At 71.8% G+C, this 23,730-nt stretch carries 13 protein-coding genes; 9 read left to right on the top strand and 4 right to left on the bottom strand.

Translation table 11 applies throughout. The features are described from left to right. Positions 1 to 377 precede the first annotated feature (377 nt). The 7 genes from BLQ63_RS24695 (at position 378) to BLQ63_RS24665 (ending at position 10,910) form a co-directional block, all read left to right on the top strand. Positions 378 to 1,601 carry an NADP-dependent isocitrate dehydrogenase gene (locus BLQ63_RS24695; RefSeq protein ID WP_091040200.1) on the top strand — a complete coding sequence of 408 codons (1,224 nt, stop codon included), beginning with the start codon at positions 378 to 380 and terminating at the stop codon, positions 1,599 to 1,601. Between the two features lie 267 nt (positions 1,602 to 1,868). Beyond that, positions 1,869 to 2,633 carry a phosphocholine cytidylyltransferase family protein gene (locus tag BLQ63_RS24690; RefSeq protein ID WP_091040199.1) on the top strand — a complete coding sequence of 255 codons (765 nt, stop codon included), beginning with the start codon at positions 1,869 to 1,871 and terminating at the stop codon, positions 2,631 to 2,633. Next, positions 2,633 to 3,688 (top strand): iron-containing alcohol dehydrogenase family protein, encoded by a 1,056-nt coding sequence (locus BLQ63_RS24685; protein ID WP_091040198.1) that lies wholly within the window; start codon positions 2,633 to 2,635, stop codon positions 3,686 to 3,688. The genes BLQ63_RS24690 and BLQ63_RS24685 overlap by 1 nt, the downstream gene beginning before the upstream one ends. After that, positions 3,675 to 5,324 carry an ABC transporter permease gene (locus BLQ63_RS29450; protein ID WP_245681081.1) on the top strand — a complete coding sequence of 550 codons (1,650 nt, stop codon included), beginning with the start codon at positions 3,675 to 3,677 and terminating at the stop codon, positions 5,322 to 5,324. The genes BLQ63_RS24685 and BLQ63_RS29450 overlap by 14 nt, the downstream gene beginning before the upstream one ends. A gap of 147 nt (positions 5,325 to 5,471) precedes the next feature. After that, a complete protein-coding gene (locus BLQ63_RS24675) occupies positions 5,472 to 7,595 on the top strand; it encodes an acyltransferase family protein (RefSeq protein WP_091040197.1) in 2,124 nt (707 codons plus the stop codon). Positions 7,596 to 7,942: 347 nt separating this feature from the next. Next, entirely contained in the window at positions 7,943 to 10,240 is a 2,298-nt protein-coding gene (locus BLQ63_RS24670) for an acyltransferase family protein (protein ID WP_091040196.1), read from the top strand. An 85-nt stretch (positions 10,241 to 10,325) separates the two neighbouring features. Further along, on the top strand, positions 10,326 to 10,910 hold the full coding sequence (locus BLQ63_RS24665; RefSeq protein ID WP_091040195.1) for a hypothetical protein: 585 nt from the start codon (positions 10,326 to 10,328) through the stop codon (positions 10,908 to 10,910). 42 nt (positions 10,911 to 10,952) lie between these two features. On the opposite strand, the gene BLQ63_RS24660 is transcribed toward BLQ63_RS24665, so the two are convergent. The 4 genes from BLQ63_RS24660 to BLQ63_RS24645 all read right to left on the bottom strand — a co-directional run bounded on the left by BLQ63_RS24660 (position 10,953) and on the right by BLQ63_RS24645 (position 18,837). After that, positions 10,953 to 12,656 (bottom strand): glycosyltransferase, encoded by a 1,704-nt coding sequence (locus BLQ63_RS24660; RefSeq protein ID WP_091040194.1) that lies wholly within the window; start codon positions 12,654 to 12,656, stop codon positions 10,953 to 10,955. Continuing rightward, entirely contained in the window at positions 12,653 to 14,629 is a 1,977-nt protein-coding gene (locus BLQ63_RS24655; RefSeq protein WP_091040193.1) for a glycosyltransferase family 2 protein, read from the bottom strand. The genes BLQ63_RS24660 and BLQ63_RS24655 overlap by 4 nt, the downstream gene beginning before the upstream one ends. A 182-nt stretch (positions 14,630 to 14,811) precedes the next feature. Continuing rightward, positions 14,812 to 16,893 (bottom strand): acyltransferase family protein, encoded by a 2,082-nt coding sequence (locus BLQ63_RS24650; RefSeq protein WP_091040192.1) that lies wholly within the window; start codon positions 16,891 to 16,893, stop codon positions 14,812 to 14,814. Between the two features lie 444 nt (positions 16,894 to 17,337). After that, entirely contained in the window at positions 17,338 to 18,837 is a 1,500-nt protein-coding gene (locus BLQ63_RS24645; protein ID WP_091040191.1) for a glycosyltransferase family 2 protein, read from the bottom strand. Between the two features lie 405 nt (positions 18,838 to 19,242). Here BLQ63_RS24645 and BLQ63_RS24640 point away from each other — a divergent pair, with 405 nt between their 5' ends. After that, positions 19,243 to 22,410 (top strand): glycosyltransferase, encoded by a 3,168-nt coding sequence (locus BLQ63_RS24640; protein ID WP_091040190.1) that lies wholly within the window; start codon positions 19,243 to 19,245, stop codon positions 22,408 to 22,410. Beyond that, complete coding sequence (locus tag BLQ63_RS28090; protein WP_143015075.1) at positions 22,407 to 23,717, top strand: glycosyltransferase; 1,311 nt, start codon at positions 22,407 to 22,409, stop codon at positions 23,715 to 23,717. The genes BLQ63_RS24640 and BLQ63_RS28090 overlap by 4 nt, the downstream gene beginning before the upstream one ends. Positions 23,718 to 23,730 lie beyond the last annotated feature (13 nt).

Below are 23,730 nucleotides of genomic sequence, written 5' to 3'. Positions count from 1 at the left end.
CGATAACGCTCTCGCCTGAACGGGACCTGGAGCTTCCCGAAACAAACTGGAAAGATTGTTTCTAGTTAAAGAACGTACCTGCCGTGACCCCGGGCACGCCAGCCTTGAAACGAAATCGTTACGTTGAACTTCGGGGAGTGTTTCCCCTGCTCTCATTCGCTGTCCCTGCGCCTCGCCGTTGCTCGACGGTAGCCGCTCGCCCGCGCGCGGAGGCCGTTCCCGCCGCTCACGGTGTGACCATCGACTCGGCGGGCCGGTCGACGGACCCCGGCGCCGGGCCAGTACGCTCGTACTGTTAGGAGCAGTCCGCTCCGCGCCCGTATCGAACCGGGTGCAGTCAACCGGGCGCGGCGAACGCGCGAGGAGAGGTCGAAACCATGGCCAAGATCAAGGTCGCGAACCCCGTCGTCGAGATCGACGGCGACGAGATGACCCGCATCATCTGGAGCAAGATCAAGGACGAGCTGATCCACCCCTACCTGGACGTGGACCTCAAGTACTTCGACCTCGGCATCGAGCACCGCGACGCCACCGACGACCAGGTCACCGTGGACGCCGCCAACGCGATCGCCGAGCACCACGTCGGCGTCAAGTGCGCGACCATCACCCCCGACGAGGCCCGCGTCGAGGAGTTCGGCCTGAAGAAGATGTGGCGCTCCCCGAACGGGACCATCCGCAACATCCTCGGCGGCACCATCTTCCGCGAGCCGATCATCATGCAGAACATCCCCAAGCTCGTCCCGGGCTGGACCAAGCCGATCGTCGTCGGCCGCCACGCCTTCGGCGACCAGTACCGCGCCACCGACTTCAAGGTCGACCGCCCCGGCACGCTCACCGTCTCCTTCACCCCCGACGACGGCACCGAGCCCATCGAGTTCGAGGTCGCCCGCTACCCGGAGGGCGGCGGCGTCGCCCTGAGCATGTACAACTTCCGCAAGTCGATCGAGGACTTCGCGCACTCCTCGTTCCGCTACGGCCTCCTGCGGAACTACCCGGTGTACATGTCCACCAAGAACACCATCCTCAAGGCCTACGACGGCATGTTCAAGGACGTGTTCCAGGAGGTCTTCGACAACGAGTACAAGGCCGAGTTCGAGGCCAAGGGGCTCACCTACGAGCACCGCCTCATCGACGACATGGTCGCCGCCGCGCTCAAGTGGGAGGGCGGCTACGTCTGGGCCTGCAAGAACTACGACGGCGACGTCCAGTCCGACATCGTCGCGCAGGGCTTCGGCTCGCTCGGCCTCATGACCTCGGTCCTCATGACCCCCGACGGCCAGACCGTCGAGGCCGAGGCCGCGCACGGCACCGTGACCCGCCACTACCGCGCCCACCAGCGCGGCGAGAAGACCTCGACCAACCCGATCGCCTCGATCTTCGCCTGGACCCGGGGCCTGGCCCACCGCGGCGAGCTCGACGGCACCCCCGAGGTCACCGCGTTCGCGAACGGCCTGGAGAAGGTCATCGTCGACACCGTCGAGAGCGGCAAGATGACCAAGGACCTCGCGCTCCTGGTGGGCCGCGACCAGGAATGGCAGACCACCGACGAGTTCCTCGACACCCTGTCGGAGAACCTCGCCAAGACCGTCGCCGCGAAGTAGGCGGCGCTTCGCCCGAAGGCGCATCGCCACGTTCGGGGGTCCCGCCCCGAACGCGGCGTAACCCGGCCGCCGAAGGCTCGTTGTAGAGGGAGCGGTCCGCTACTTCGCGTGGCGGCCCGTCCCTTCCCAGTTGGAGGCCCCGGCAGACGTGTGCGAGCGCACACTCGGCCGGGGCCTCCCCCCTTTCGCGGCTTGTAAACTAGGCGGGTTGCACGCGGCCCGATTCGCGTGCGGCTCAATGCTTGGTCGAGCGAAAGGCAGACATTCGTGAGAGGCGTCATCCTCGCCGCCGGACAGGGGCAGCGCCTGCGCCCCGACACCGACGACCTGCCCAAGACGCTCCTGCCGGTCACCGCGACCGAGACGATCCTGGACACGATCGTCCAGGGTTTGGCCGAGGTCGGGATCACCGACCTGGCCGTCACCGTCGGCCACGCCGCCGAGAGGATCCGCGAGCACGCCCCCGTGCTGGAGGAGCGCTACGGCGTCACCGTCGCCATCGTCGACAACGACAAGCCGCACTGGAACAACGCCTATTCGCTGTGGACCGCCCGCGAGCGGTACACCGGGGGCGCGATCCTGGTCAACGGCGACACCGTCCACCCCTCGAGCATCGAGCGGAACCTCCTCGCCGCCGCCGCGATCGACCCGCGGCTGCTCCTCGCGCTGGACGACCACAAGCAGCTCACCGACGAGGCCATGAAGGTCCGCGTCGGGGCCGGCGGCGTCGAGCTCATCCACAAGCGGCAGCCGACCGAGTCCGCCGCGGGCGAGTACATCGGCGTCAGCCTCATCCCCGCGGGCCTGGCCGACGACCTCACCAAGGCCCTCGAAGCGACCTTCACCCGCGATCACACGCTCTACTACGAGGACGCCTACCAGCTCCTGGCCGAGGCCGGCCAGATCGGGACCGTCTCCACCGGGCCCGTCGCCTGGACCGAGGTCGACGACCACGCCGACTGGGCGGTGGCGAGGGCGATCCTCCGGGAGCCGTCCGCGGAGCCCGGAGCAGCCGCCGTGAAGGGCCTGTAGTGCCGACATTCGCTCGCACGGTCCTCGCCCCCATCACGGTCGAGGTCTCGGCCGGGGCGCTCGCGCGCCTGCCCGAGCTGCTCGTGGACGCCCGGATCTCCGCCGGCGGCCGCGTCGCCGTCGCCCTCGGGCCGGGGCTCGGCGAGACCATCGCGACCGAACTCGACCACCTGCCGGACGCGACGGTGCACACCGTCAAGCCCGGCTCCCTCGCCAGCGCCCGAGACCTGGCCGGGCGCCTGCGCGACGACCACCGGGTGGACGCGCTCGTCGGGATCGGCGGGGGCAAGCTGCTCGACACCGCGAAGTTCGCCGCGACCGAGCTGGGCCTGCCGATGGTCTCGGTCGCCACGAGCCTCGCCCACGACGGCCTCGCGTCGCCGACGGCCTCGCTCGAACGCGACGGCGTCTCGGTCTCGTACGGGGTCCATCCGCCGCTCGCGGTCCTCGCCGACCTCGACTTCATCCGCCGCGCGCCCGTGGGGCAGCTGCGCTCGGGGATCGGGGACGCGCTGACGAACCTGTCGGCGGTGGCCGACTGGCAGCTGTCGCACGACGTCAACGGCGAGGCCATCGACGGGCTCGCCGTCGCGATCGCCCGCTCCGGCGCCGAGGCCGTGCTGCGCCACCCGGGAACCGTGTCCGACGACGGGTTCCTGACCTCCCTCGCGTACGCCCTCGTGCAAGGGGGCCTCGCGATGGGCATGGCGGGCTCCTCGCGGCCGTGTTCGGGCGGGTGCCATGAGATCTCGCACGCGCTCGACGTGCTCCATCCGGGCCTGGCCTCCCACGGGGAGCAGGGCGCGGTCGGGGCGCTCGTGTGCACGTGGCTGCGGGGCGACGAGGCCCTGTTCAGCGAGCTTTCGGCCGCGATGGGGCGGCACGGGCTGCCGCGCACCGCGGCCGAACTGGGGTTGACCACAGCGGAGCTTGCCACAGCGGTGGCCTACGCTCCGAGGACCCGGCCAGGCCGTTATACGATTCTCGAACATCGTGAACTGGACTCGGTGGCGCTGGAGCGACACCTGACGGAGATGATGCATGAGCTCGATTAGCCCGCACCCCGACGGCGTCTCCGGCCCACCCGGGAACGACGACGGGAGCTCGGACAACCCCGATGCGGCCGCTCCCCAGGGCGGTTTCGGCAACGGGCCTTCGGCCACTCCCGCGGGATACCCGCCGGGGGCCATGAGTTCAGGTTCGGCGGCTTTCGCGAGCCCGCCGCCGTCGGCCGCGCCCGGCATGACGCCGCCCGGCCACCAGTCCCACCCGAACCAGGGCGGGTACCCCACGCCGCCGCCCGCGGGCCCGCAGGGCCGCGGCCCGGCCCAGTACAACGCGCCGGCGCCGCAGCACCCGGGCGCTTACGGCGGTCCTGCGCAGCAGAACCCCGCGCAGCCGAATCCCGGGCAGCAGCACCCCGCGAACCCCAATCAGCAGTACGGCAGCCCGCCGCAGGGGCAGCCGTACGGGAACCAGCCGCCCTACGGTTCGCCGCCGCCTCCGCACGGGCCGGGGAGCCCGCCTCCCGCCGGTCCGCCGCCGCACCCGGCCGGCCCGCCGAACGCCTACGGGCGGCCCGGCCAGTACGGCCACCAGCCGTCGCCGCCTCCGCCGCCCGGCTCGCCCCAGCAGCCGCAGGGCCAGCCCGTCCCGGTCGGCGCGCCGAACCCGCACGGGCAGGTCCCGCAGGCGCCGTACGCGACCCGGGTCGAACCGGGCCGCGACATGCCGATGGCCGGGGCCTCGCCGATCCGGCGGAACCTCGACGACACCGCCGAGCTCCCCGCGTTCCTCGACTCGGCCCGCAGCGACGAGGGCCCGGGCACCGAGAACCGAGCTGCGGAGGTCAAGCCGCTCAAGCGGAAGTTCCCGCTGACCACCGGCTTCACCGCGCTGCTGCGCCACCGGTACGCGATGTCGGTCCTGGTCCGCCGCGACCTCGCCGTCAAATACCAGGCCACGGTGATGGGCTACGTCTGGTCGCTCATCGAGCCGCTGGGCCTGACCATCATCTACTGGTTCGTCTTCGCCCTGGTCTTCGGCGGCGGCTCGGCCATGCCCGAAGGCGTGGGCTACCTGCTCTTCATCGTGTCGGGCATCTTCGCCTATCAGTGGTTCAGCTCCGCGGTCAACGAAGGCGCGAAGTCCCTCGGCGGACAGTCGAGCCTGATCACGGTCATGAAGGTCCCCAGAGAGGTCTTCCCGGTCTCGAAGGTCTTCGCTCGCTTCGCCGAGTACGCGGTCGGCTTCCCGATCCTCGTGATCGTCGCGATCTGGCAGGGCGGCACCTTCGGGCTCAACCTGCTGTGGCTCATCCCCGCGATCCTGGTCCAGACGATGCTCCTGGCGGGAATGACGTTCATCCTCGCGGCCATGAACGTGCTGTACAAGGACGTCTCGCGGTTCCTGCCGCTGGTCATGCGCGTGCTCTTCTACTCCTCGGCGATCATCTACCCGGTGACGAAGGTCTCGGAGGCGGACTTCCTCCAGGCGCACCCGGTGCTGTTCGACATCTACTCGGCGAACCCGCTCATCGGCATCTTCTCGATGCACCGCGCGGCGTTCATCCCCGAGCTGGCGCCGAACACGATGCAGCTCGGCTTCGCCGTCGGACTGTCGGCGTTCCTGATGTTCTTCGGACGCTGGGTCTTCTACAAGCTCGAACCGAGGGTGCTCAAGGCGCTCTAGGGATTCCAAGGACAGTGCACGGCCCCGACCGGATGGTCGGGGCCGTGTTGTCATCCGGGAGCCGGGTGCCGTTCACCGGGGATTAGCCTGGAGGAGGGAGAATGTCCCGATGCCCGGACCCGACGCCACGATGGAGATCGCCGCCCGATGAGCCGACTCGACAGCGACACGCTCCTGCTTCCGCGAGTCGCCGCCGAGGCGGAACCCGCTGAGCGGGAGCGCTGGGACGGGATGGGCTTCCGCCCCGACATCCAGGGACTGCGGGCGATCGCGGTCGGCCTGGTCCTGCTCTCGCACGCCGGATTCTTCTACTCCGCGGGCGGCTACGTCGGCGTCGACGTGTTCTTCGTGCTCTCCGGCTTCCTCATCACCTCCCTGCTCGTCAAGGAGGTCTTCGAGTCCCGCAAGATCTCCATCGCCGGGTTCTACGCCCGCCGCGCCCGCCGCATCCTGCCCGCCGCCATGGCCGTCACGATCGCGACCGCGCTCGGGGCGTGGCTGTTCTTCCCGGTCACGAGGCTCGAAGCGGTCATGCAGGACGCGCTCGCGGTCATCGTGTACATCGTCAACTACCGGTTCGTCGCCGAGCAGACCGAATACCTCAACGCCGACCAGATGCCCTCGCCGTTCCAGCAGTTCTGGTCCCTGGCGGTCGAGGAGCAGTTCTACGTCGTGTGGCCGGTGCTGCTGCTCGTGCTGCTGCTCCTGGTCGGGCGCAAGCCGGGCCGCCTCGTCAAGGCCGGCATCGTCTTCTCGGTCATCATCTTCGCCGCGACGCTGGCCCTGTCGGTGATCATCACCGAGCAGTCCCAGCCGACCGCGTACTACGCGGCCCACACGCGCGCCTGGGAACTCGCGGCCGGGGCGTTCCTGGCCCTGACCCTCCCGCAGCTGAAGAAGACCCCGGCGGCCCTCGCCTGGCTCCTGGGCATCGGCGGCCTCGCCGCGATCATCGCGTCGGGCTTCCTCTACACCGAGGCGACGCCGTTCCCCGGCTACGCGGCGCTGGCCCCGGTCCTCGGCACGGTCGCGGTCATCATCGCCGGCTCGTCCGCGAGCCGAAACCCCGTGTCGTCCCTGCTGGGGACGGGCCCGTTCCAGTTCGTGGGGAAGATCTCCTACAGCCTCTACCTGTGGCACTGGCCGATCCTCATCCTCGCCCCGCTGGCCCTCGACGTCGAGCCGACGCTCATGCTCAACCTGATCCTGTTGACCGCCACCGTCGCCATCGCGCAGCTCAGCTACCAGTACATCGAAGAGCCGATGCGCAACTGGAAGCCGGTCAAGCGGAGCAACGGCGCGGGCCTGCTCCTGGGCTTCGCCTGCTCGGTCCTGGGCGTCGCGACGGTCCTGGCGCTCACGCAGGTGTTCCCCAAGACCGAGAACGCCGACGAGACGGTCGACCTCCAGGCGGTCGAGCAGGCCGAGGACCAGACCGCGCTCGAGGCGCGGCTCCAGGAGGGCCTGGACGTCACGACCGTCCCGGCCGACCTCGCCCCGCCCCTGGCGGGCATGAACGCCGACCGGCCCGAGACCTACGCCGACGGCTGCCACCTCGACTTCGACCAGACCGACCAGCCCGACGACTGCGCGTACGGCGACACCGAATCCGACACCACGGTGGTGCTCTTCGGCGACTCGCACGCCGCCCAGTGGTTCCCGGCCCTGGAGACCATCGCCGAGCAGGAGGGCTGGAACCTCATCAGCCGCACCAAGAGCTCGTGCACCTCGGTCATGGTCCACGTCGGCAGCACCCAGAGCGAGGGCGAGTACACCGAGTGCTGGGACTGGAAGCAGAACGTGTTCGACGAGATCGACGAGGTCGAGCCGGCCCTGGTGATCTTCGGCAGCACCAACAACGCCACCCCCCTCGGCGAGGACGACCCGGCCGCGGCATGGGCCGACGGCTGGACCGAGTCCCTCGACCGCGCCGGCGAATCCGCCGCGAATGTGGCAGTTCTCACCGACACGCCCTGGGCGACCGGCGAAGCGGCCCCCGACTGCCTGTCGCTGCACATGGACGCGGCCGACGAGTGCGTCGAGGGCGACCCGTACGCCCTGTCCCACCTGGAGCTGCGCGAGTCGGCGCTGGAGGCGCAGGAGGCGTCCGACGCGGTGGTCGTGGACACCGAGCCGTGGTTCTGCCTCTCGGAAGGCTGCCCGCTCATCGTGGACGGCCTCGCCGTCTACCGCGACAAGCACCACATCAGCACCCCGTACGCGGTGTCGCTGTCCACGGTCCTCGCCCAGGCCCTGCCCGACCTGGCGTGAGGGCCGGAGCGGCTCCGGCGCGAGGCGGGCGGCGACCTCGCCCGGCAGACGGGCCCAGCGCCCCTCGTCGCCTCTCAGGGCGGGAACGCAAGGGCCGCAAGTGCTTCTGTGCGATGCGACGGCGACTCTCCGTCGCGCGGCACAGGACTGCGAGGACCGAGTACGCCTGTGCGAGGCGGGCGCGTCTCGCCGTCTCTCGGTACGATGACAATGGCGAGCCGCGACACGGCTCCGACCGACTGTGCCCGGCAGGACGGGCCGCCCGCCACCGGACCCTTCGGTGGAACAGGGACGCCTAATATGAGGCGTCCCGGCCCCCGGCACCCTTAGACGGAGACTGTTGCACCATGACCTCGCCCCAGCCCCCCAGGCCACCGAACCGAGCCGCCGCGGGGGCGGTCAACGAGGAGACGCTCCACCTGCCGATGACCACGCCGGGCCCGGCCGCCCCGCCCGTGGCGCCGGCGCCGGGAATGCCCCGCACGGCCCCGAGCCCCTACCCGGTCCGGCCGCCGTTCCGCGCACCCGCACCGCCGCCGACCGCGCCGCCGGAGGCGCCGCCCAGGCCCGCGCCCCGCGCCGCCGCACCCGCAGCCCCGGGCCGCTGGGAGGGACTGGGGTTCCGGCCCGACATCCAAGGGCTCCGGGCCGTCGCGGTCACCCTCGTGCTGCTGTCCCACGCCGGGTTCGCCTTCGCCGCGGGCGGCTACGTCGGCGTCGACGTGTTCTTCGTGCTCTCGGGCTTCCTCATCACCTCCCTGCTCGTCAAGGAGGTCTTCGACACCGGGAAGATCTCCATCGCCGGGTTCTACGCCCGCCGCGCCCGCCGCATCCTGCCCGCCGCCAGCGTCGTCACCATCGCCACGGTGATCGGCGCGTGGCTGTGGTTCCCCGTCACCCGCCTCGAAGCGGTCATGCAGGACGCCTTCACCGTCATCATCTACGTCGTGAACTACCGGTTCATCGCGCAGGAGACCGAATACCTCAACGCCGACCAGATGCCCTCGCCGTTCCAGCAGTACTGGTCGCTGGCGGTCGAGGAGCAGTTCTACCTGGTCTGGCCGCTCCTGCTGCTGGGCCTGCTCCTGCTCGTCAAGCGCAACCCGCGCCGACTCGTGAGCACCGGGATCGCCGTCGCTGCGGGCGTCTTCGCCCTCAGCCTCGTCCTGTCGGCGCTCATCACCGAGCAGTCGCAGCCGACCGCGTACTACGCGGCCCACACGCGCGCCTGGGAACTCGCGGCCGGCGCCCTGCTGGCCCTGACGCTCCCGGGCCTGAAGAAGACCCCGAAGTTCCTCGCCTGGGCCCTGGGCATCGGCGGCCTCGCCGCGATCGTCGCCGCCGGCGTCGTCTACTCCGACACGACGCCCTTCCCCGGCTACACCGCGCTGCTGCCGGTCCTCGGCACGATGCTCGTCATCACCGCGGGCACGGCCGCGGGCGGCAGCCCCGTGTCGTCCCTGCTGGCGACGGGCCCGTTCCAGTTCGTGGGGAAGATCTCCTACAGCCTCTACCTGTGGCACTGGCCGATCCTCATCCTCATCCCCCTCGCCATCGACGCCGAACCGTCGATCCTGCTCAACGTCGTGCTGCTCCTGGGCACGATCGCGGTCGCCCAGTTCTCCTACCGGTACATCGAAGAGCCGGTCCGCCGCGCGAAGCCCTTCAAGTCGCCCAACCTGTGGGGCCTGGCCGTAGGCGTGGTCTCCTCGGTGGCCGGCATCGCCCTGATCGTCACCCTCACCGTCACCTTCGTGAAGCCGCCCCTGGACGAACTCGAAGGCACCGACCAGGTCGTGCAGTCGGAGAACCTCGCCTCCCTCGAGGCGCAGCTGGCCGAGGCCCTGGAGACGACCGAGGTGCCCGAGGGCCTCACCCCCTCGCTCATCGACGTCGCCAACGACCAGCCGGCCATCTACGACAACGAATGCCACCTCCGGAAGGTCGAGACCGCACTGCCCGACGACTGCGTCTACGGCGACCCCGACGGGGACAAGACGGCGTACCTGTTCGGCGATTCCCATGCCGCCCAATGGTTCCCGGCACTGGACTCCATCATGGAGGACAACGGCTGGCGCCTGGTCTCGCGGACCAAGAGCGCCTGCACCCCCGTGTCCGTCTCGGTCGAGGACCAGGAGACCGGCGAGTACTACGCCGAGTGCGACGAATGGCGGGGCAACGTGCTCGACGAGATCGACGCCGAGACGCCGGACCTGGTCGTCCTCGGCTCCGCCGAGACCTCCATGCTGGTCGGCGTCGACGACAAGACCCAGGCGTGGCTCGACGGCTGGCAGGAGACCCTCGACCGCGTCAACGGCTCGGGCTCCCAGGCCGTCGCCATCGCCGACACGCCCTGGTCCGAACAGCCCGTGCCCGAGTGCATCTCGCTCAACCTGGACACCCCGCACGAGTGCGACCTCGCCGAGGCCGACGGGATCAAACTGCCCGACCGCAGGGCCTCGTCGATGGAACTCCAGGAGGAGGCCGGAGCGGTCGTCATCGACCCGCTCGGCTGGTTCTGCACGCAGGGCACCTGCCCCGTGATCGTCGGCGATATCCTGGTCTACAGGGACGCCCACCATATGACCACCCACTACGCGGTCTCGCTGGGAGGCCTCCTCGAAGACGCCCTCCCAGGGCTGTGACGACCCCGGAACGGCCGCGACCGCATCCGTTCAGCGGCGCCCAACCGCCTCCATGGCTTGTGAAAGGAACACTATGAGGACAGTCGTGCCAATCATCGGCGCCGCCGCCCTGCTGCTGGCCGGATGCACCGGCGAAGGCGACGGCGGGGACCCGGAACCGACCGCTTCCGAAGGGGAGGCCGCCGTGTTCGACAGCCTGGCCCCCGTCGAGATCGCTCCCCCCGCGGGCTTCGTGCTCGCCGAAGGCGAAGAGCGGACCGACCTCATGGCCGAGAACGCCGTGACCCAGGCGTTCGGCATCGAGGGCGACCAGTTCACCGACGACCGCCTCATCGTGACCAGCTACCTGCTCGAACCGGGAGTGGACACCGCCGCATACGACGCCCAGCTCGACCTGGTGCTCGCCTACGACGAGGGCCGCGGTTTCGCCGCCGACCAGAACACCCACTACCCGGCGCTGATGCACCGCGAGGAGGGCGTCCAGCGGTACACCGAGTTCCCGATCGACGACGGCGACGCCGAACGCCCGCTGGTCAAGCAGAACAACTACTACGTGTTCTCTGGGAACCGGGTCATCCAGGTCACCTGCCAGTGGCGGTACCACTTCGAGGACATCCGCACCGCGTGCACCGACCTGACGCAGAACATCGCCTACCCCGAGGACTGGTAGGCCCGAACCGGCCGACGGCGGACCGCCGTCGGCCACCGGGCCTCACCTCCCCAGGCCCCGGCGGAGCCGGCCCTTCACCCGCTGCGTGAACGAACGGCGCGCAGGCGCCTTGCCCGAACCCTGCCAGGCGTCCGACGCCTGCCGCCAGTGGCGGGCGGCCTGCTCCCACTCCTTGGCCTCGTCGCGCGCGGCGTTCCCGGCCCTGTTCCAGCGGGTGATCCGCTGGCGGAGCTCCTCCTCGCGCGCTTCGAGCCGCCGGATCGAGGCCTCCAGCGAAGCCGTCCGCTGCAGCAGGTGCGACGGCGGACGGGACGCGTCCTCCTCGGCCCAATCGCCGAACCAGCCCTCGCCGTCGGCCCACCACAGGCCCCAGGATTCGTCGATAGCGGTGTCGAGGTCCTCGCCGGGCCCCTGCGTGTCCAACGCCCGCGCCAGCGCGGCGGTTCGGTCGAGCACGGCCGCGGGCTCGTCCCCGAACGTGCCGACCAGGCACTTGACCCGGCCGACCCGCTCCTTGTCGGCCACCGCGACGAGGTCGCGCAGCCCGTCGGGCCGCAGGACCGTTCCAGCGCCGAGCGTGAGCCGGAACGGCGCGGGGGCGGCGGTCACCGCCGCCTCCTCCACGTACGAGACGCGCGAGTCCCCCGCGAACACCTCGCGGATGAGCCGCAGGTCCAGCTGCGGGTCGTCGAGCGGACGGACCCGGTCGTCCTTCAGCGACGACCACGGGCCGACCAGCGAGACCCGCACGTCCGACAGGGTCCCCGACAGCGCCGAGGCCACCGAAGCGGTCACCGCCTCGAACGCGGCGCCGCCCGCCTCGACCACCACCTCCACGTACGGGACGCCCCACGCGATCCCCGGGTGCGCCCGCAGATAGCGCAGGGTCGGGACCCGGTTGGCCACGAACGGCTGCCGGTACCGCTTGCCCTCCTCGTTCCGGGACTGGAGCTGCGAGCGCCCCAGGTGCCAGGCGCGTGCGGCGGCGTCGGGGACGAACACCGCCCCGGCCTGCGCCTGCCGGTAGCCCAGCTCGGTGTCGCTGCCGAGCCGCAGCGCCGTGTCCAGGCCCCCCGAGCGCCGGTACAGGGCCTTGGTGAAGGAGACGGTGGCGCCGTTGGTCACCGAGTACGCGTGCAGCTCGTCGTCGAGCAGCCGGTCGGACCGCTCCAACAGGGCCGCCTCCCAGCTCTCACCGGTCTCCTGGGGGCCGAAGAAGGACTCGGGGTCCCGCGCCTCGACCGCGGCCCGCACCTTCACCGGGTCGAGTGCGATCCCCTCGATCTCGACGAACGCGAGGTTGCCGATCACCACGCAGTAGTCCACGTCCTGATGCCAGCGGGCGTGCGCCTCGACGTGCCGGTCCTCGGCGATGACGTCGGAGTCGAGCCGGAGGACGACCTCGCCCTCGGCCGCCTCGACGCCGGCGTCGACCGCGCTGGCGATGCCCCACGACCCGGGGGAGTTGGCGATGAGCCTCGTGCGCTCGGGCCGCACCTGCGGCAGCCGCAGCGGCGGCGCGCTGCCGTCGTCGACCACGACGACGTCGAGCAGGTGCGCCGGATAGGTCTGCGCCGCGAGCGCCGCGAGGGTCACGTCCAGTTTGTCCTGCGCCCCGTAGGCGGGGATCACGACGGACACGACCCGGTCGGGGCTCCAGCGTCCGAGTTCGGGGACCCCCAGGCCGTCGTAGCGGTTCCGCTTGACGCGGAGCTGGGGGCCGGTGGTGCTGACCGGTTGATTCATCGCTGGGCGACCGTGCCTTTCCGGGCTCGGAGGTGGTCTTCGAGGGTGTCGGCGGCGATGGCGGGGCCGAGGTCGACCCGGTGCCACTGCCGGTCGTTGTTGCGCAGGAACGAAGTGGGGGCGGCGTTCCAGGTGTGGCCCTGCACGCGCCGCGACACCAGGAAGTTGAGGCCGTGCGTGCAGTACACCGCGCCGCCGCCGCGCTGGACGTCTTGGAGCAGGCCCCGGTCCTCGCTGGTGCGCAGCGGCCGGTAGCCGCCGAGTTCGAGCAGGTCCTCGCGCCTGATGAGCATGGTGGCCCCCGAGACGTGGACGGAGAACCGCTCGCTGCGGCCGGGGCGCTTGTGGATCGTGGTGTCCAGCTGCTCCAGGTGCACGAACTCGGGCTGCGTGCCGACGAGGTCGGCGCCGGAGTAGTGCGCGGCCAGCAGCAGGTCGGGGACGTGGTGGGGTCCGTACCAGTCGTCGTCGTCGAACTTCGTGACGTACTTGCCGGACGCCGCCCGGACCCCCGCGTTCAGCGCGGTGCCGAACGCGGCCTCGGCGGGGACCTCGACGATGCGCATCGGCAGGGACGCCTCGGTGACCGCGGCCTTCACCTGTGGGTGCTCGGCGGCGATGCCGTGCAGCACCAGGACCAGTTCCAGGCGGTCGTGGCGCTGGGCGGCGATCTGGGCGAACACGGCGGACAGGAAGGTGGGCCGCCGGGTGCAGAGGATGACGGAGACGGTGTCGTCCGGGTCGGCCGCGAGGCCGCCGTCGCGCCGGCGCCGCGCGGAGCCGTGCAGGGACATCGCGGTCCGCCGCAGCCGGACGCTGTGCAGTTCCCGCAGGAGCGGGTCGTGGAGGTCGCGGGGCCGGTAGCGGTCGATGTGGGCGAGCAGGTCGTCGCCGAGCGCGCGCGCCCAGCCCGGGGACCTGCCGTGCGAGACGAGGGGAACGCCGGCGGCGGCCAGGCCAGCGATCGCGGCGGCTCCGGCGGTGGTGCCGGGGTGGGAGTCCCAGTCGATCGCGACGGAGCGGAACGCGCGGCACCGCTCGACCTCGAGGTCGGTGACCGTTCCCGAGGCGGGCATGGAGAACGCGTCGGCGTCGGTCGGGTAGAGCCGCCAGCTCCGGTTGTCGTAGGACATCACCGGGTCGTCGGGCGGTGTGTCCCAGCGGAAGCCGATGGGGTTGACGAGGTATTCGTTCACCGGCGGCAGGTGCTGGGGGCCGGGAGCGCCGTGGACGGGTTCGCGCCAGTCGGGGAAGAGGCCGCCGGTCCGCGCGGGCGCCGCGGGGCGCCGGTCGACGAGGCGGGCGTGCCCGTCCCAGGTGGGCACCGTTTCGGCGGGCAGCGAGTGGAGGACCAGGTCGGCCTCGGGATAGGCGTCGGCGGGCGCCGTGCCGTCGGCGGCCGTCGGGGCGATCGCGTAGGCGGCGGTGCCTGCGCCCCAGGCCACGGCCGCGCGGCCGGCCAGGCCGATCCGCGGGGCGCGCGGGCGGGACCGGGGCGAGCGGTGGGCGATGCTGCCGCGCAGGAGCGACGCCAGGTCGACGGCCTGGTCGAGGACGACCTCGACCGACCACTGGCCGGTCTTGCTGCGCCTGATCCGCTGCTCGGTCAGGGTTCGCCACGGCCGGGTCTGCGGCAGGGCGATCGAGGTGGGCCGGCTCGGCTCGGCCATGTGCACGACTTCGATGTAGAGGTGCCTGCCGGTGGGCAGGAACTCGCCGTAGATCGCGGCCTCGGCGAGGTCGGTCAGCGTCCGGGCCACGATGATCGCCGCGCCGAGGTGCGTGAACGGCGACTGCGTGACCGCCGCCGAGGCCCGCTCCGGAAGGCGCTGCAGTTCGACGGCCGCCACGTCGTCGGGCAGGAGCGGTGCGAACGCCGCCGCACCGTCCTCGAAGCCGATGACGCCGACGAATGAGGGGTCGTCCTGTAGCAGCGCGCGCAGGCGGGGGCTGAACGGAGGATCGCTGATCACATGGTCGCTTTCGGAAGGTCGGGTGCCGGGCTGGCACGACTGCGGGGCCGCTGCGCGGTGCCCCGATCGGCTCGTGCGGGGGCGTCCCGCGGCCGCCCGGCGCCCTTCCCGTCGGAAAGGGCGCCGGACGACCGTCGATATGGGGCCATGTTATCGGCTCGTGCCAATGCGCACTGGACCCGTCACCATCCAGTGGCGTCCAGGACAGCGGCGGCGGCGAACGGGCCGAGCGTGGCCGAGTAGGTGGCGGTGAGGTGGGAGTGGTCGCGGTAGGTGCGGACGTTGCCGATCACCGCGGGGCACTCGCCGTCGGGGCAGACGTAGGCGGTGAGGTCGTCGAACGTCACGTTGGCGGGCGCGTCCTCGTAGCGCTCCTCGGGCGGCGTCTCGTCCTGGCTGAAGTCGACGGCGGTGACGCAGCCTTTCTCGCCGTGCAGTTCCATGCACTCGGGGAGGTTCTCCTCCAGGCGCGGGATGTCGCGCAGCGCGAGGACCTGGATGCCCTGCTCGTCGAGCTGCTCCCAGCGTTCGGCGAAGCCGTCGTAGACGCTCTCGCTCTCGGCGAACGCCCGCGAGGACAGGGTGACGACGAGGTCGGGAGCGATCTCCTCGATCTCGGCGGCGACGTCCTCGTTCCAGGAGATGCAGGACTCGTTGACGTTGCCGTCGTCGTCGTAGGGGGTTTCGGTGGTGAACTGGCAGCCGTCCTTGGTGATCGACACCAGGCGCCAGCCCTGCTCTTGGGCGGCGGCCTCGAACGCGGGGACCCAGTGGCCGATGCGCGAGGCGCCGACCAGCAGCACCGTGTGCTCGCCTTCGGGGTCGCCGAATTCGCAGACGATCGCGTCGGGGCCGTCCATCTCCGCGTCGCAGCCCTGGTCGTAGAGCTCGGGCAGGTCGAGCTCGTCGGTCAGCGGCGGGATGAATTCGGCCTCGGGGAGGGCCGCGGCCAGTTCCTCGTCGGCCAGGACCGCGGCGCCGGGGTAGACCTCGGTGTCCTGCGCGGCCGCTTCCGCGGCCTCGGCGAGTTCGGCGTCCCGTTCCAGGACGCGGTTCTGCGCGAAGGAGGCGCCCATGACCACGGGGGCTATGAACAGCACCGCTATGCCGAAGGACCAGCCGGGGCTCGACCGGAACCTGGGGAGGTTCGCGATCCGCTGCTGCACGATCCACGTGGTGGCGGCGGCCAGGGCGAGGGAGGCGATCAGGACGTAGGCGCCGCCGCGCCAGGAGGCGTGGTCGCGGCCGGCGACCTGGAGGTACATGAGCAGTACGGGCCAGTGCCACAGGTACAGCGCGTAGGACCAGTCGCCGACCCGGACCAGGGGCTTCGACGTGAGGAGGCGGTCGGCCGCGACCGGGGAGCCGGTCTCACCGGCGATCATGATGCAGGTGGCGGCGAGCAGGGGCCAGAAGGCGATGTACCCGGGGAACATGGCCGAGACGTCGAACAGGGCGCCGCAGGCGAACAGTGCGACCAGGCCGATCCAGCCGAGCGCGATCCGCGCCGCTCGGGGCGGGTTGAGGTACGGCAGCGCCACGGCGAGCATCCCGCCGAAGCCGAACTCCCACAGGCGCGCGCCGGTGTCGAAGTACGCCCAGGGCTGGTTGATGCCGGTCTGGAGGACCGAGTAGGTCAGCGAGGCCGCGAACACCATGGAGCAGGCGGTGAACACCAGCCACTTCGGGTCGGCGCCGAACCGGCGCACCACGAGCAGCACGAGCGCCATGAGCGCCAGCCACACGAGGTAGAACTGGCCCTGGATCGCCAGCGACCAGAAGTGCTGGAGCGGGCTCGTTCCCTGGTCGCGGGTGAGGTAGTCGACGGACTTCTCGGCCAGCAGCCAGTTCTCGTAGTACAGGGCCGAGGCGAGGGTCTCCCGGAGGATCTCCGCCCAGCGCGAGGGCGGCATCCACAGGTACGTGGCGATGAGGACGCCCACGAGGACGACGGCGATGGTGGGGAGCAGGCGCTGGGCCAGGCGGGCGAGGAAGCGGATCGGCTCGATCCGTCCCTTCCGCTCGATCGACCGCAGCAGCGAACCGGTGATGAGGAAGCCGGTGAACAGGAGGAACACGTCGACGCCGCCGGAGACGCGGCCGAACCAGATGTGGTAGACGGCCACGAGGAGGACGGCGATCGCGCGCAGCCCCTGGAGTTCGGGCCGGAAGGCCCGGTGCACGGCCCGGGGCGGTCGCGGCCGGTCGTTCGCGCCCCCGCCGTCCGGGCGTGCCGCGGCGTCGCGGACTCGTGGCAGCTGCATCGTCGAATCGACGGCGCCGGTTCGAGGGCTGTATTGGGTCATGAGGAGAGTGAGACCTTCTGCATGGGGCGAGGCGTCATCGCGAACGGTTGGCGAGTGGTGTCGACGGCATGCGCTGAATGAGGGGTAGGCACAACGCCTCGGAGAGGATATCAGTGTGACCGGTGCCGTCGTGTGAGCCGCTCATGATCGCACGGGGCTGCGGGGCCTGCGCCGGGAATGGATTCGGCCCGGGCTCTGGACAATGGATCGGGCGTGGTGCGACCGCGAAAAGGGCATTGCGAAGCAGCGGCAGATTCACCGCGACGGTCGTCCCCGCTTCCCTGTAAGTCCGGTTTCTTCAGTGGGGGTGCGCACCGGCATTTCGGCTCAATTCGGGAGTCCGAAAGAGACGTGTGGATACGTGCGGGTCAATGCTTCGTGAAATGGTCCGAACCGGCGTTCTCAGCGCTTCAGGACGCGCTTGACGCGTCCGAGGCCGCGTCGGAGGAGGGAGCGGCGCGGGGCCGCGCCCGCCGGCTTCGGGGATTCGCCGAAATAGGCGTCCGGTTCGACCGCGGCCGTGCCCCACAGGGCCTCCAGGGCCGCGTCGAGCGATTCGCCGTCGCGGCGCAGCCGCTCGGCCCGGGCCAGGGCCGCCGTGCGGTCCAAGCGGACCGCGAGCGGGCCGACCCTGCTGGGCACGGCCGTCTCGACCCTGCCGAGGCGGCGCCCGTCCGCGAGCGCGGCGAGGTTCGCGAGGCCGTCCGGCCGCAGCACCGCGCCGGGCGCGAGGAAGAGCCGGAACGGCACCGGGCCGGTGCCCTCGGGGGCGCGCTCGGCGAAGCGCACGCGCGCGTCGCCGCGGAACGTCTCGCGGATGAGCCGCAGATCCAGCAGCGGGTCTTCGAGGGGCGCGACCCGGTCGTCCGTCAGGTCCGGCCACGGGCCGGTCAGGACCACTTCGACATCGGCGATCGTCCCGCCGAGCACCGCGGCCGCGGCCGCGCGGACCGGCTCCAGCCGTGCGGCCTCCGCGTCGATCACGACCTGCGCGTAGGGGACCTCCCACTGGGCGCCCGGCCGGGTCCGCAGGTGCCGCAGCGGCGGCACCCGGTTGGCCATGTACGCGTGGCGGTACCGCTTGCCGTCGTTGCGGCGGGACTTCATCTGCGAATAGCCCAGGTGCCACACCTCGGCCTCGGCGTCGGCGATGAACAGCGCCCCGTGCTGCGCGAGCCGGTACCCCAGCTCGGTGTCGCTGCCCAGGCGCATCCCGGTGTCCATGCCGCCGCTCGCCTCGTACATCGCCCGCGTGAACGAGATCGTCGCGCCGTTCGCGATCGTGAACGCCCGCACCGGGTCCTCCACGGTCCCGCCCGATTCGCGCACGAGCGCGATCTCCCAGTCGGCGCTCACCTCGCGGCCGGCGAACAGCGACGGCGCCTCGCCCCGGGCGACGGCCGACCGCACGCCCTCGGGGTCGAGCGCCGACGCCTCGATGTCGGCGAACGCGAGCTTCCCGACCACCGTGAAGTAGTCCGCGAGGCGGTGCCAGCGCGCATGCGCCTCGACATGGCCGGCGGCGGGGATCACGTCGGAGTCCAGACGCAGCACGACCTCGCCGGTGGACGCGCTGATCCCGGCGTCGACGGCCGCGGCGATGCCCCAGGCGCCCTCGGTGTTCGGCACCAGGCGGGTGCCTTCGGGCGCGAGCTGCGGCAGCCGCAGCGGCGGCTCGCTGCCGTCGTCGACCACGACGACCTCGAGCAGCTCGGACGGGTAGGTCTGCGCGGCCAGGGCGGCGAGGGTCAGGTCGAGCTTGTCCTGGCCGCCGAAGGCGGGCACGACCACCGACACGCGGGCGCGCGGCGTCCAGCCGCCCAGGGGCGGGGGCTCGACCGAGCCGGAGTCGTTGCGGGGCACGCGCAGGCCCGAGGCCGCGGTGGGGATCGAGGGTTCCATCGGGTCCCGAGCCTACTTCGCGGCGGCCCCGGAGCGGGCGGGACCGGCCCTTTGCGACCGGACGGCCCGGGGGTCTGCCGCCGGTGCCGGCGCGCCGCGGTTCGGGCGGGCCCGAGCGCGGTCCGAAATGTGTCCTGCATCCCAGTGCGCCCCCGTTGAGGACGCGCCCGGGCGCGACTCCGAAGTGCGCCGGCCCGAGGCGCAAGACAGCCGCAGGCTGGGCGTTCAACCCCCTGCGGCGGGAGTGTGGCCCGACATGGAGCCGACCACCCGAGCACGTGCCGGGCGTGCAATGGTCTGGGACAATGGTGCAGCACCCGACACGACCGCGGCCGGCCCCTTGGCCGCCCCGCCCGGTGCGCCGCAAGCCGCAGTCGCGGAGAATCCCGCCATGTATTAGGACCCATGACCGCCCACTCACGATCCCAACAGCTCCAAGTCTTCCTCGACCGCCACCGCGCGGTCCTGGACCAGGCGCCGCCGTCCTCGATCGCCGCCGCCGCCGTACGCGGCAACTCGCCGATCGGCCGCGGCGCACTGGCCGCGCGCGCCCTGGCCGGAGTGATCGATCCCGCGGAGCTCCTCTCGGCGACCGGCCACCTCGACGCCGAGGCACTGTGCGAACTCGCCCGCGTCCTCGCCGTCCGGCCCGCCGAACCCGGCGACCGGGAGCTGGCCCTCGCCCTCTACGACCGCGCGAGCGAGGGCACCGCCCTGCCCGGGTCCCACCGGGCGCTCCATCTGAGCCTGGCCGTGTGGGACGGCGAACCCGGGCGCATCGCGCGGCTGCGCGCGCACGCCGACCGGCTCCCCGACCGCTTCGCGGCCGCCGTCGACGCCGAACTCGCCCACCCCGCGCATGGCGGCGGCGAGGCCGCGTTCCTCGACGCGTTCGCCCGGTACGCGGACTGGACCGACATCGCCCTCGACCACCACCACGACCCCGCGCTGCCGATGCTCGACCGGCTCCGCTCCACCGCCCCCGCGGGCAGCGTGAACGGCCCGCTCGTCTCGATCATCATGACCTGCCACCGGCCGGGGCCCGAACTGCTCACCGCCGTCCGCTCGGTCGTCGAGCAGACCTGGCGCGACTGGGAACTGCTGCTCGTCGACGACGCCTCCGGACCGGACTTCGAGAAGGTCCTGCGCGCCGCCGCCGAACTCGACCCGCGCGTGGACGTGCGCGCCCTGCCCGCCAACGGCGGCACCTACCGCGCCCGCAACCTCGCCCTGGCGGCGGCCGCGGGGACCTTCACCACCGGCCTCGACTCCGACGACTGGGCCCATCCGCGCTGGCTCGAGGCGCAGGCCGCGCCGCTGCTGGCCGCCGACGAGACGGTCATGGCCATGAGCCGCGGCATCCGCGCCGACGCCGACCTGCGCCTGTTCGGCGCGCCCGGCCGCGGCCTCACCGAGGCGCGCTCCACCTCGATCATGTTCCGCACCGAACCGGTCCGCTCAAGGCTCGGCGGCTACGACACCGCCCGCAAGGGCGGCGACTCGGAGTTCCGGCTGCGCATCCAGAAGGCCTTCGGCTCCCGGCGCTGGGTCCGCATGGAGGCCAACCACACCGTCGTGCGCCGCCGCAGCGGCTCGCTCTCCCTGGGCGAGGTCGGCGACGGCTGGATGCACCCGGCCCGCGCCGCCTACGAGGCCGGATTCCACCACTGGCACAAGGCGATCCAGCAGAAGCTGGCCAAGCCGCGTCTGGACCCCGCCTCCCGCGCCCGGCCGTTCCCGGCCCCGAAGTCGATCCTCGGCGAGGCGACCCGGCCGAGGCGGGTGGCACGGGTCCACGTCGCGGACTGGCGCTACGACACGCCCGTGCAGCGCGCCGCGCTGGCCGAGCTCGCCCGCGACGTCGCGTCCGGTGCCGCCGTGGCGGTGGCCCACTATCAGAGCTGGGACTCCATAGAGGACAAGTATCTGCCGATGGCGCAGGCGCCGCTCGCGAAGGCCGCCGCGCTCGGGGTCGAGTGGGTCGACCTGGCCGAGATCGAGGCCGAGGGCACCGTCGCCGCCGACGAGTCGGTGGCCGAAGCGATCGCCGTGGACTTCGCGGACGCCGCGATCGGGCCGATCCGCGTCCTGCCGCGGCCCGCGGACGAACCCGAAGCGCCCGCGCCGAACCTCGGTGCGGTCGAGCGGCTTCGGCCGCTCGCGGGGAAGACGGTGCAGCTGCCCAAGCGCGTCGCCCGGAAGATCCTGCGCGGCAAGCGCTCCGCGCTGCGACGGATGGCCGGGCGGGCCCGCCGCTTCGCCAAGCGGCTCCTCGGCCGCCCCGGGCCGCACGCGCTCACCGAGGCGCAGGGGCGGTCGCTCCAGCTGTGGCGCACCAGACTCCATGAAGGATGGTCGACCGAGGCGACCGCGTACCTGCGCGGCCTCACCGCCGACGAGCGGGAGTCGCCCGAGCACCGGCTCGGCGCCGCCGCGATCCTCGCCGACTGGTACGAGCTGGACGACAAGGTCGTGCGCCGGGAACTGGAACTCGACGTCGTCGTGGTCTCGAACTTCATGCTGCCGGGCGGCAGCTCCTCGTCCAGCGCCGAGGAGGTCCGGGCCCTGCGCCGGGCCGGAATGCGCGTCGGGCTGGTGCACCACCCGGTCTACGACTGGCCCCTCGACCGGCCGCTCAACGACAAGATCCGCGAGCTCCTCGACGACGAGGGCGTCGTGTGGATCACCGCCCGAGACCGGGTCGAGTGCGACCTGGCGATCGTGCGCTTTCCGCGGATCATGATGCGCCCCATGGACGATCTGCCGTCCTTGAACGCCCGCCGCACCATCCTGGTGGTCAACCAGCCGCCGTACGAGTACTACGGGCCGGGGGCCGGGCGACGCCTCACCTGGGACGTCCGCACCGTCCACCGCAACCTCGCCGCCTGGCTCGGCGACCACACCTGGTATCCGCAGGGCCCGGTCGTGCGCCAGGTGCTGGAGAACGAGCACGCCGCCGAGACCGAGGGCGTGGACATCGCCGCCGACTACTGGTACGGGGTGCTCGACGTCGACGAGTGGCGCCGCGAGGGCCGCCGCCCGGGTTCGGGCCCGATCCGGATCGGACGCCACGCGCGCGACCACGTCCGCAAATGGCCCGAGACCCCCGAGCGGATCCTCGCCGCCTATCCGACCTCCGACGACTTCGAGATCCACGTGCTCGGCGGCGCGAAGGCCGTCAGGGGAATGCTGCGCCGCCTGCCCGAGAACTGGACGATCCTGCCGTTCGGGTCCATGCAGCCCAAGGAGTTCCTGCACCGAATGGACGTCGTCGTGTTCTTCATCGCCGAGGCCGGGGACGAGGCCTTCGGCCGGACCCCGCTGGAGGCCATGGCGGTCGGCCTGCCGTGCCTGCTGCCGCGCAGCTTCGAGCCGCTGTTCGGCGACGGGGCGGTCTACTGCGAGCCCGAGGAGGTCGAAGCGCGCGTCCGCGAACTCATGGACGACCCCGACCTCTATGCGGCGCAGTCGGCCCGCGCGATCGAGAAGGTCGAGCGCGACTTCTCGCACCGGGCGCTGCTGCGGCGCGCCGCCGGACTCGGCGTCGCGATCCCGACGGGCGCGCAGCGGTGAGCGGCTCCCCGGACGGGTTCGAGCTCGGACAGGTCACGACCAGCCGCCGCAAGCTCCTGCGCAAGCTCACGGCGCGACTCGAGCACGGTTTCTCCACCGAGGCCGTCCCCGAGCTGCGCCGCCTCATCGACGACGGCGACGAGACCCCGGCGACCCGGCTCGCCGCCGGTGCGGCGCTGCTGGACTGGCAGGAGTTGCGCCGCCGCGCCAAGGCCGAGCCGGTCCGCCTCGAGTGCGACATCGTGCTCGTCTCCCACTTCGCGCTGCCCGGCGGCAACGCCACCGCGAGCGCCGAGGAGATCCGGGCGTACACGGAGGCCGGCCTGCGCGTGGGCCTGGTGCACCATCCGGTGTTCCACTGGGACGTGTCCAGGGAGGTCAACCCGAAGATCGCCTCCCTCGTGGACGGCGAGCGGGTGCGCTGGATCGGCTCGTGGGACCGGGTCTCGTGCGACCTGATGATCGTGCGGCTGCCGACGGTGGTGCTGCGCCGCCGCGACGACATGCCCGCGATCGAGGCCGCGAAGACCGTGCTGATCGTCAACCAGACGCCGTTCAAGTTCTACGGCGAGGACGGCGGGGTCGAAGAGGCCTGGGACGTGCGCAGGGTGCGGGAGAGCCTGGCCGAATGGGTCGGCGAGCACACCTGGCATCCGGTGGGGCCCATGGTCCGCGGGGCGCTCCTGGAACACCACGCCGATGAGCTCGGCGGGGTCGAGCTGTCCGACGAGGACTGGTACGAGTGCCTGGATCCGACGCTGTGGCGGCGCGGCGGCCGACCGGCCGGAGGCGGGCCGATCCGCATCGGGCGCCATTCCCGCGACCACCCGCTCAAATGGCCCGAGTCGAGCGGGCGCCTGCTGGACTGCTATCCGTCTCATGAGGACTTCGAGGTGCGGGTGCTCGGCGGCGCCGACACCGTCGCCGAGCGCCTCGGCGGGCTCCCGGCGAACTGGTCGGTGCTCCCGTTCGGCGCCATGGACGCGCGTGAGTTCCTGCACGGCCTCGACGTCTTCGTGTACTTCATCGCGGACGAGGGCCGCGAGGCCTTCGGCATTGCACCGCTGGAGGCGATGGCGACAGGGGTGCCGGTGGTGATGGACCGCCGGTTCAAGCCGCTGTTCGGCCCGGCGGCGGTCTACTGCGGGCCCGGCGAGGTCGCCGACGTGGTGCGGGCGCTGGCGCGCGACCAGGAGGCCTATGCGGCCCAACGGGATAGGGCCTTCGCGGTGGTCGAGGAGCGGTTCTCGCACGCGGCACTGCTGCGGCGGGTGGCCGCATTGGGCGTCACGGTCCCGGGCCGCTGAGCGTTTATCCGAC

This window comes from Glycomyces harbinensis, assembly GCF_900101745.1.
In the GTDB taxonomy this organism is placed as follows: Bacteria; Actinomycetota; Actinomycetes; order Mycobacteriales; family Micromonosporaceae; genus Glycomyces; species Glycomyces harbinensis.
The sequence above is the reverse complement of the archived record's forward strand: the minus strand, read 5'-3'. Positions and strand labels throughout refer to the sequence as shown.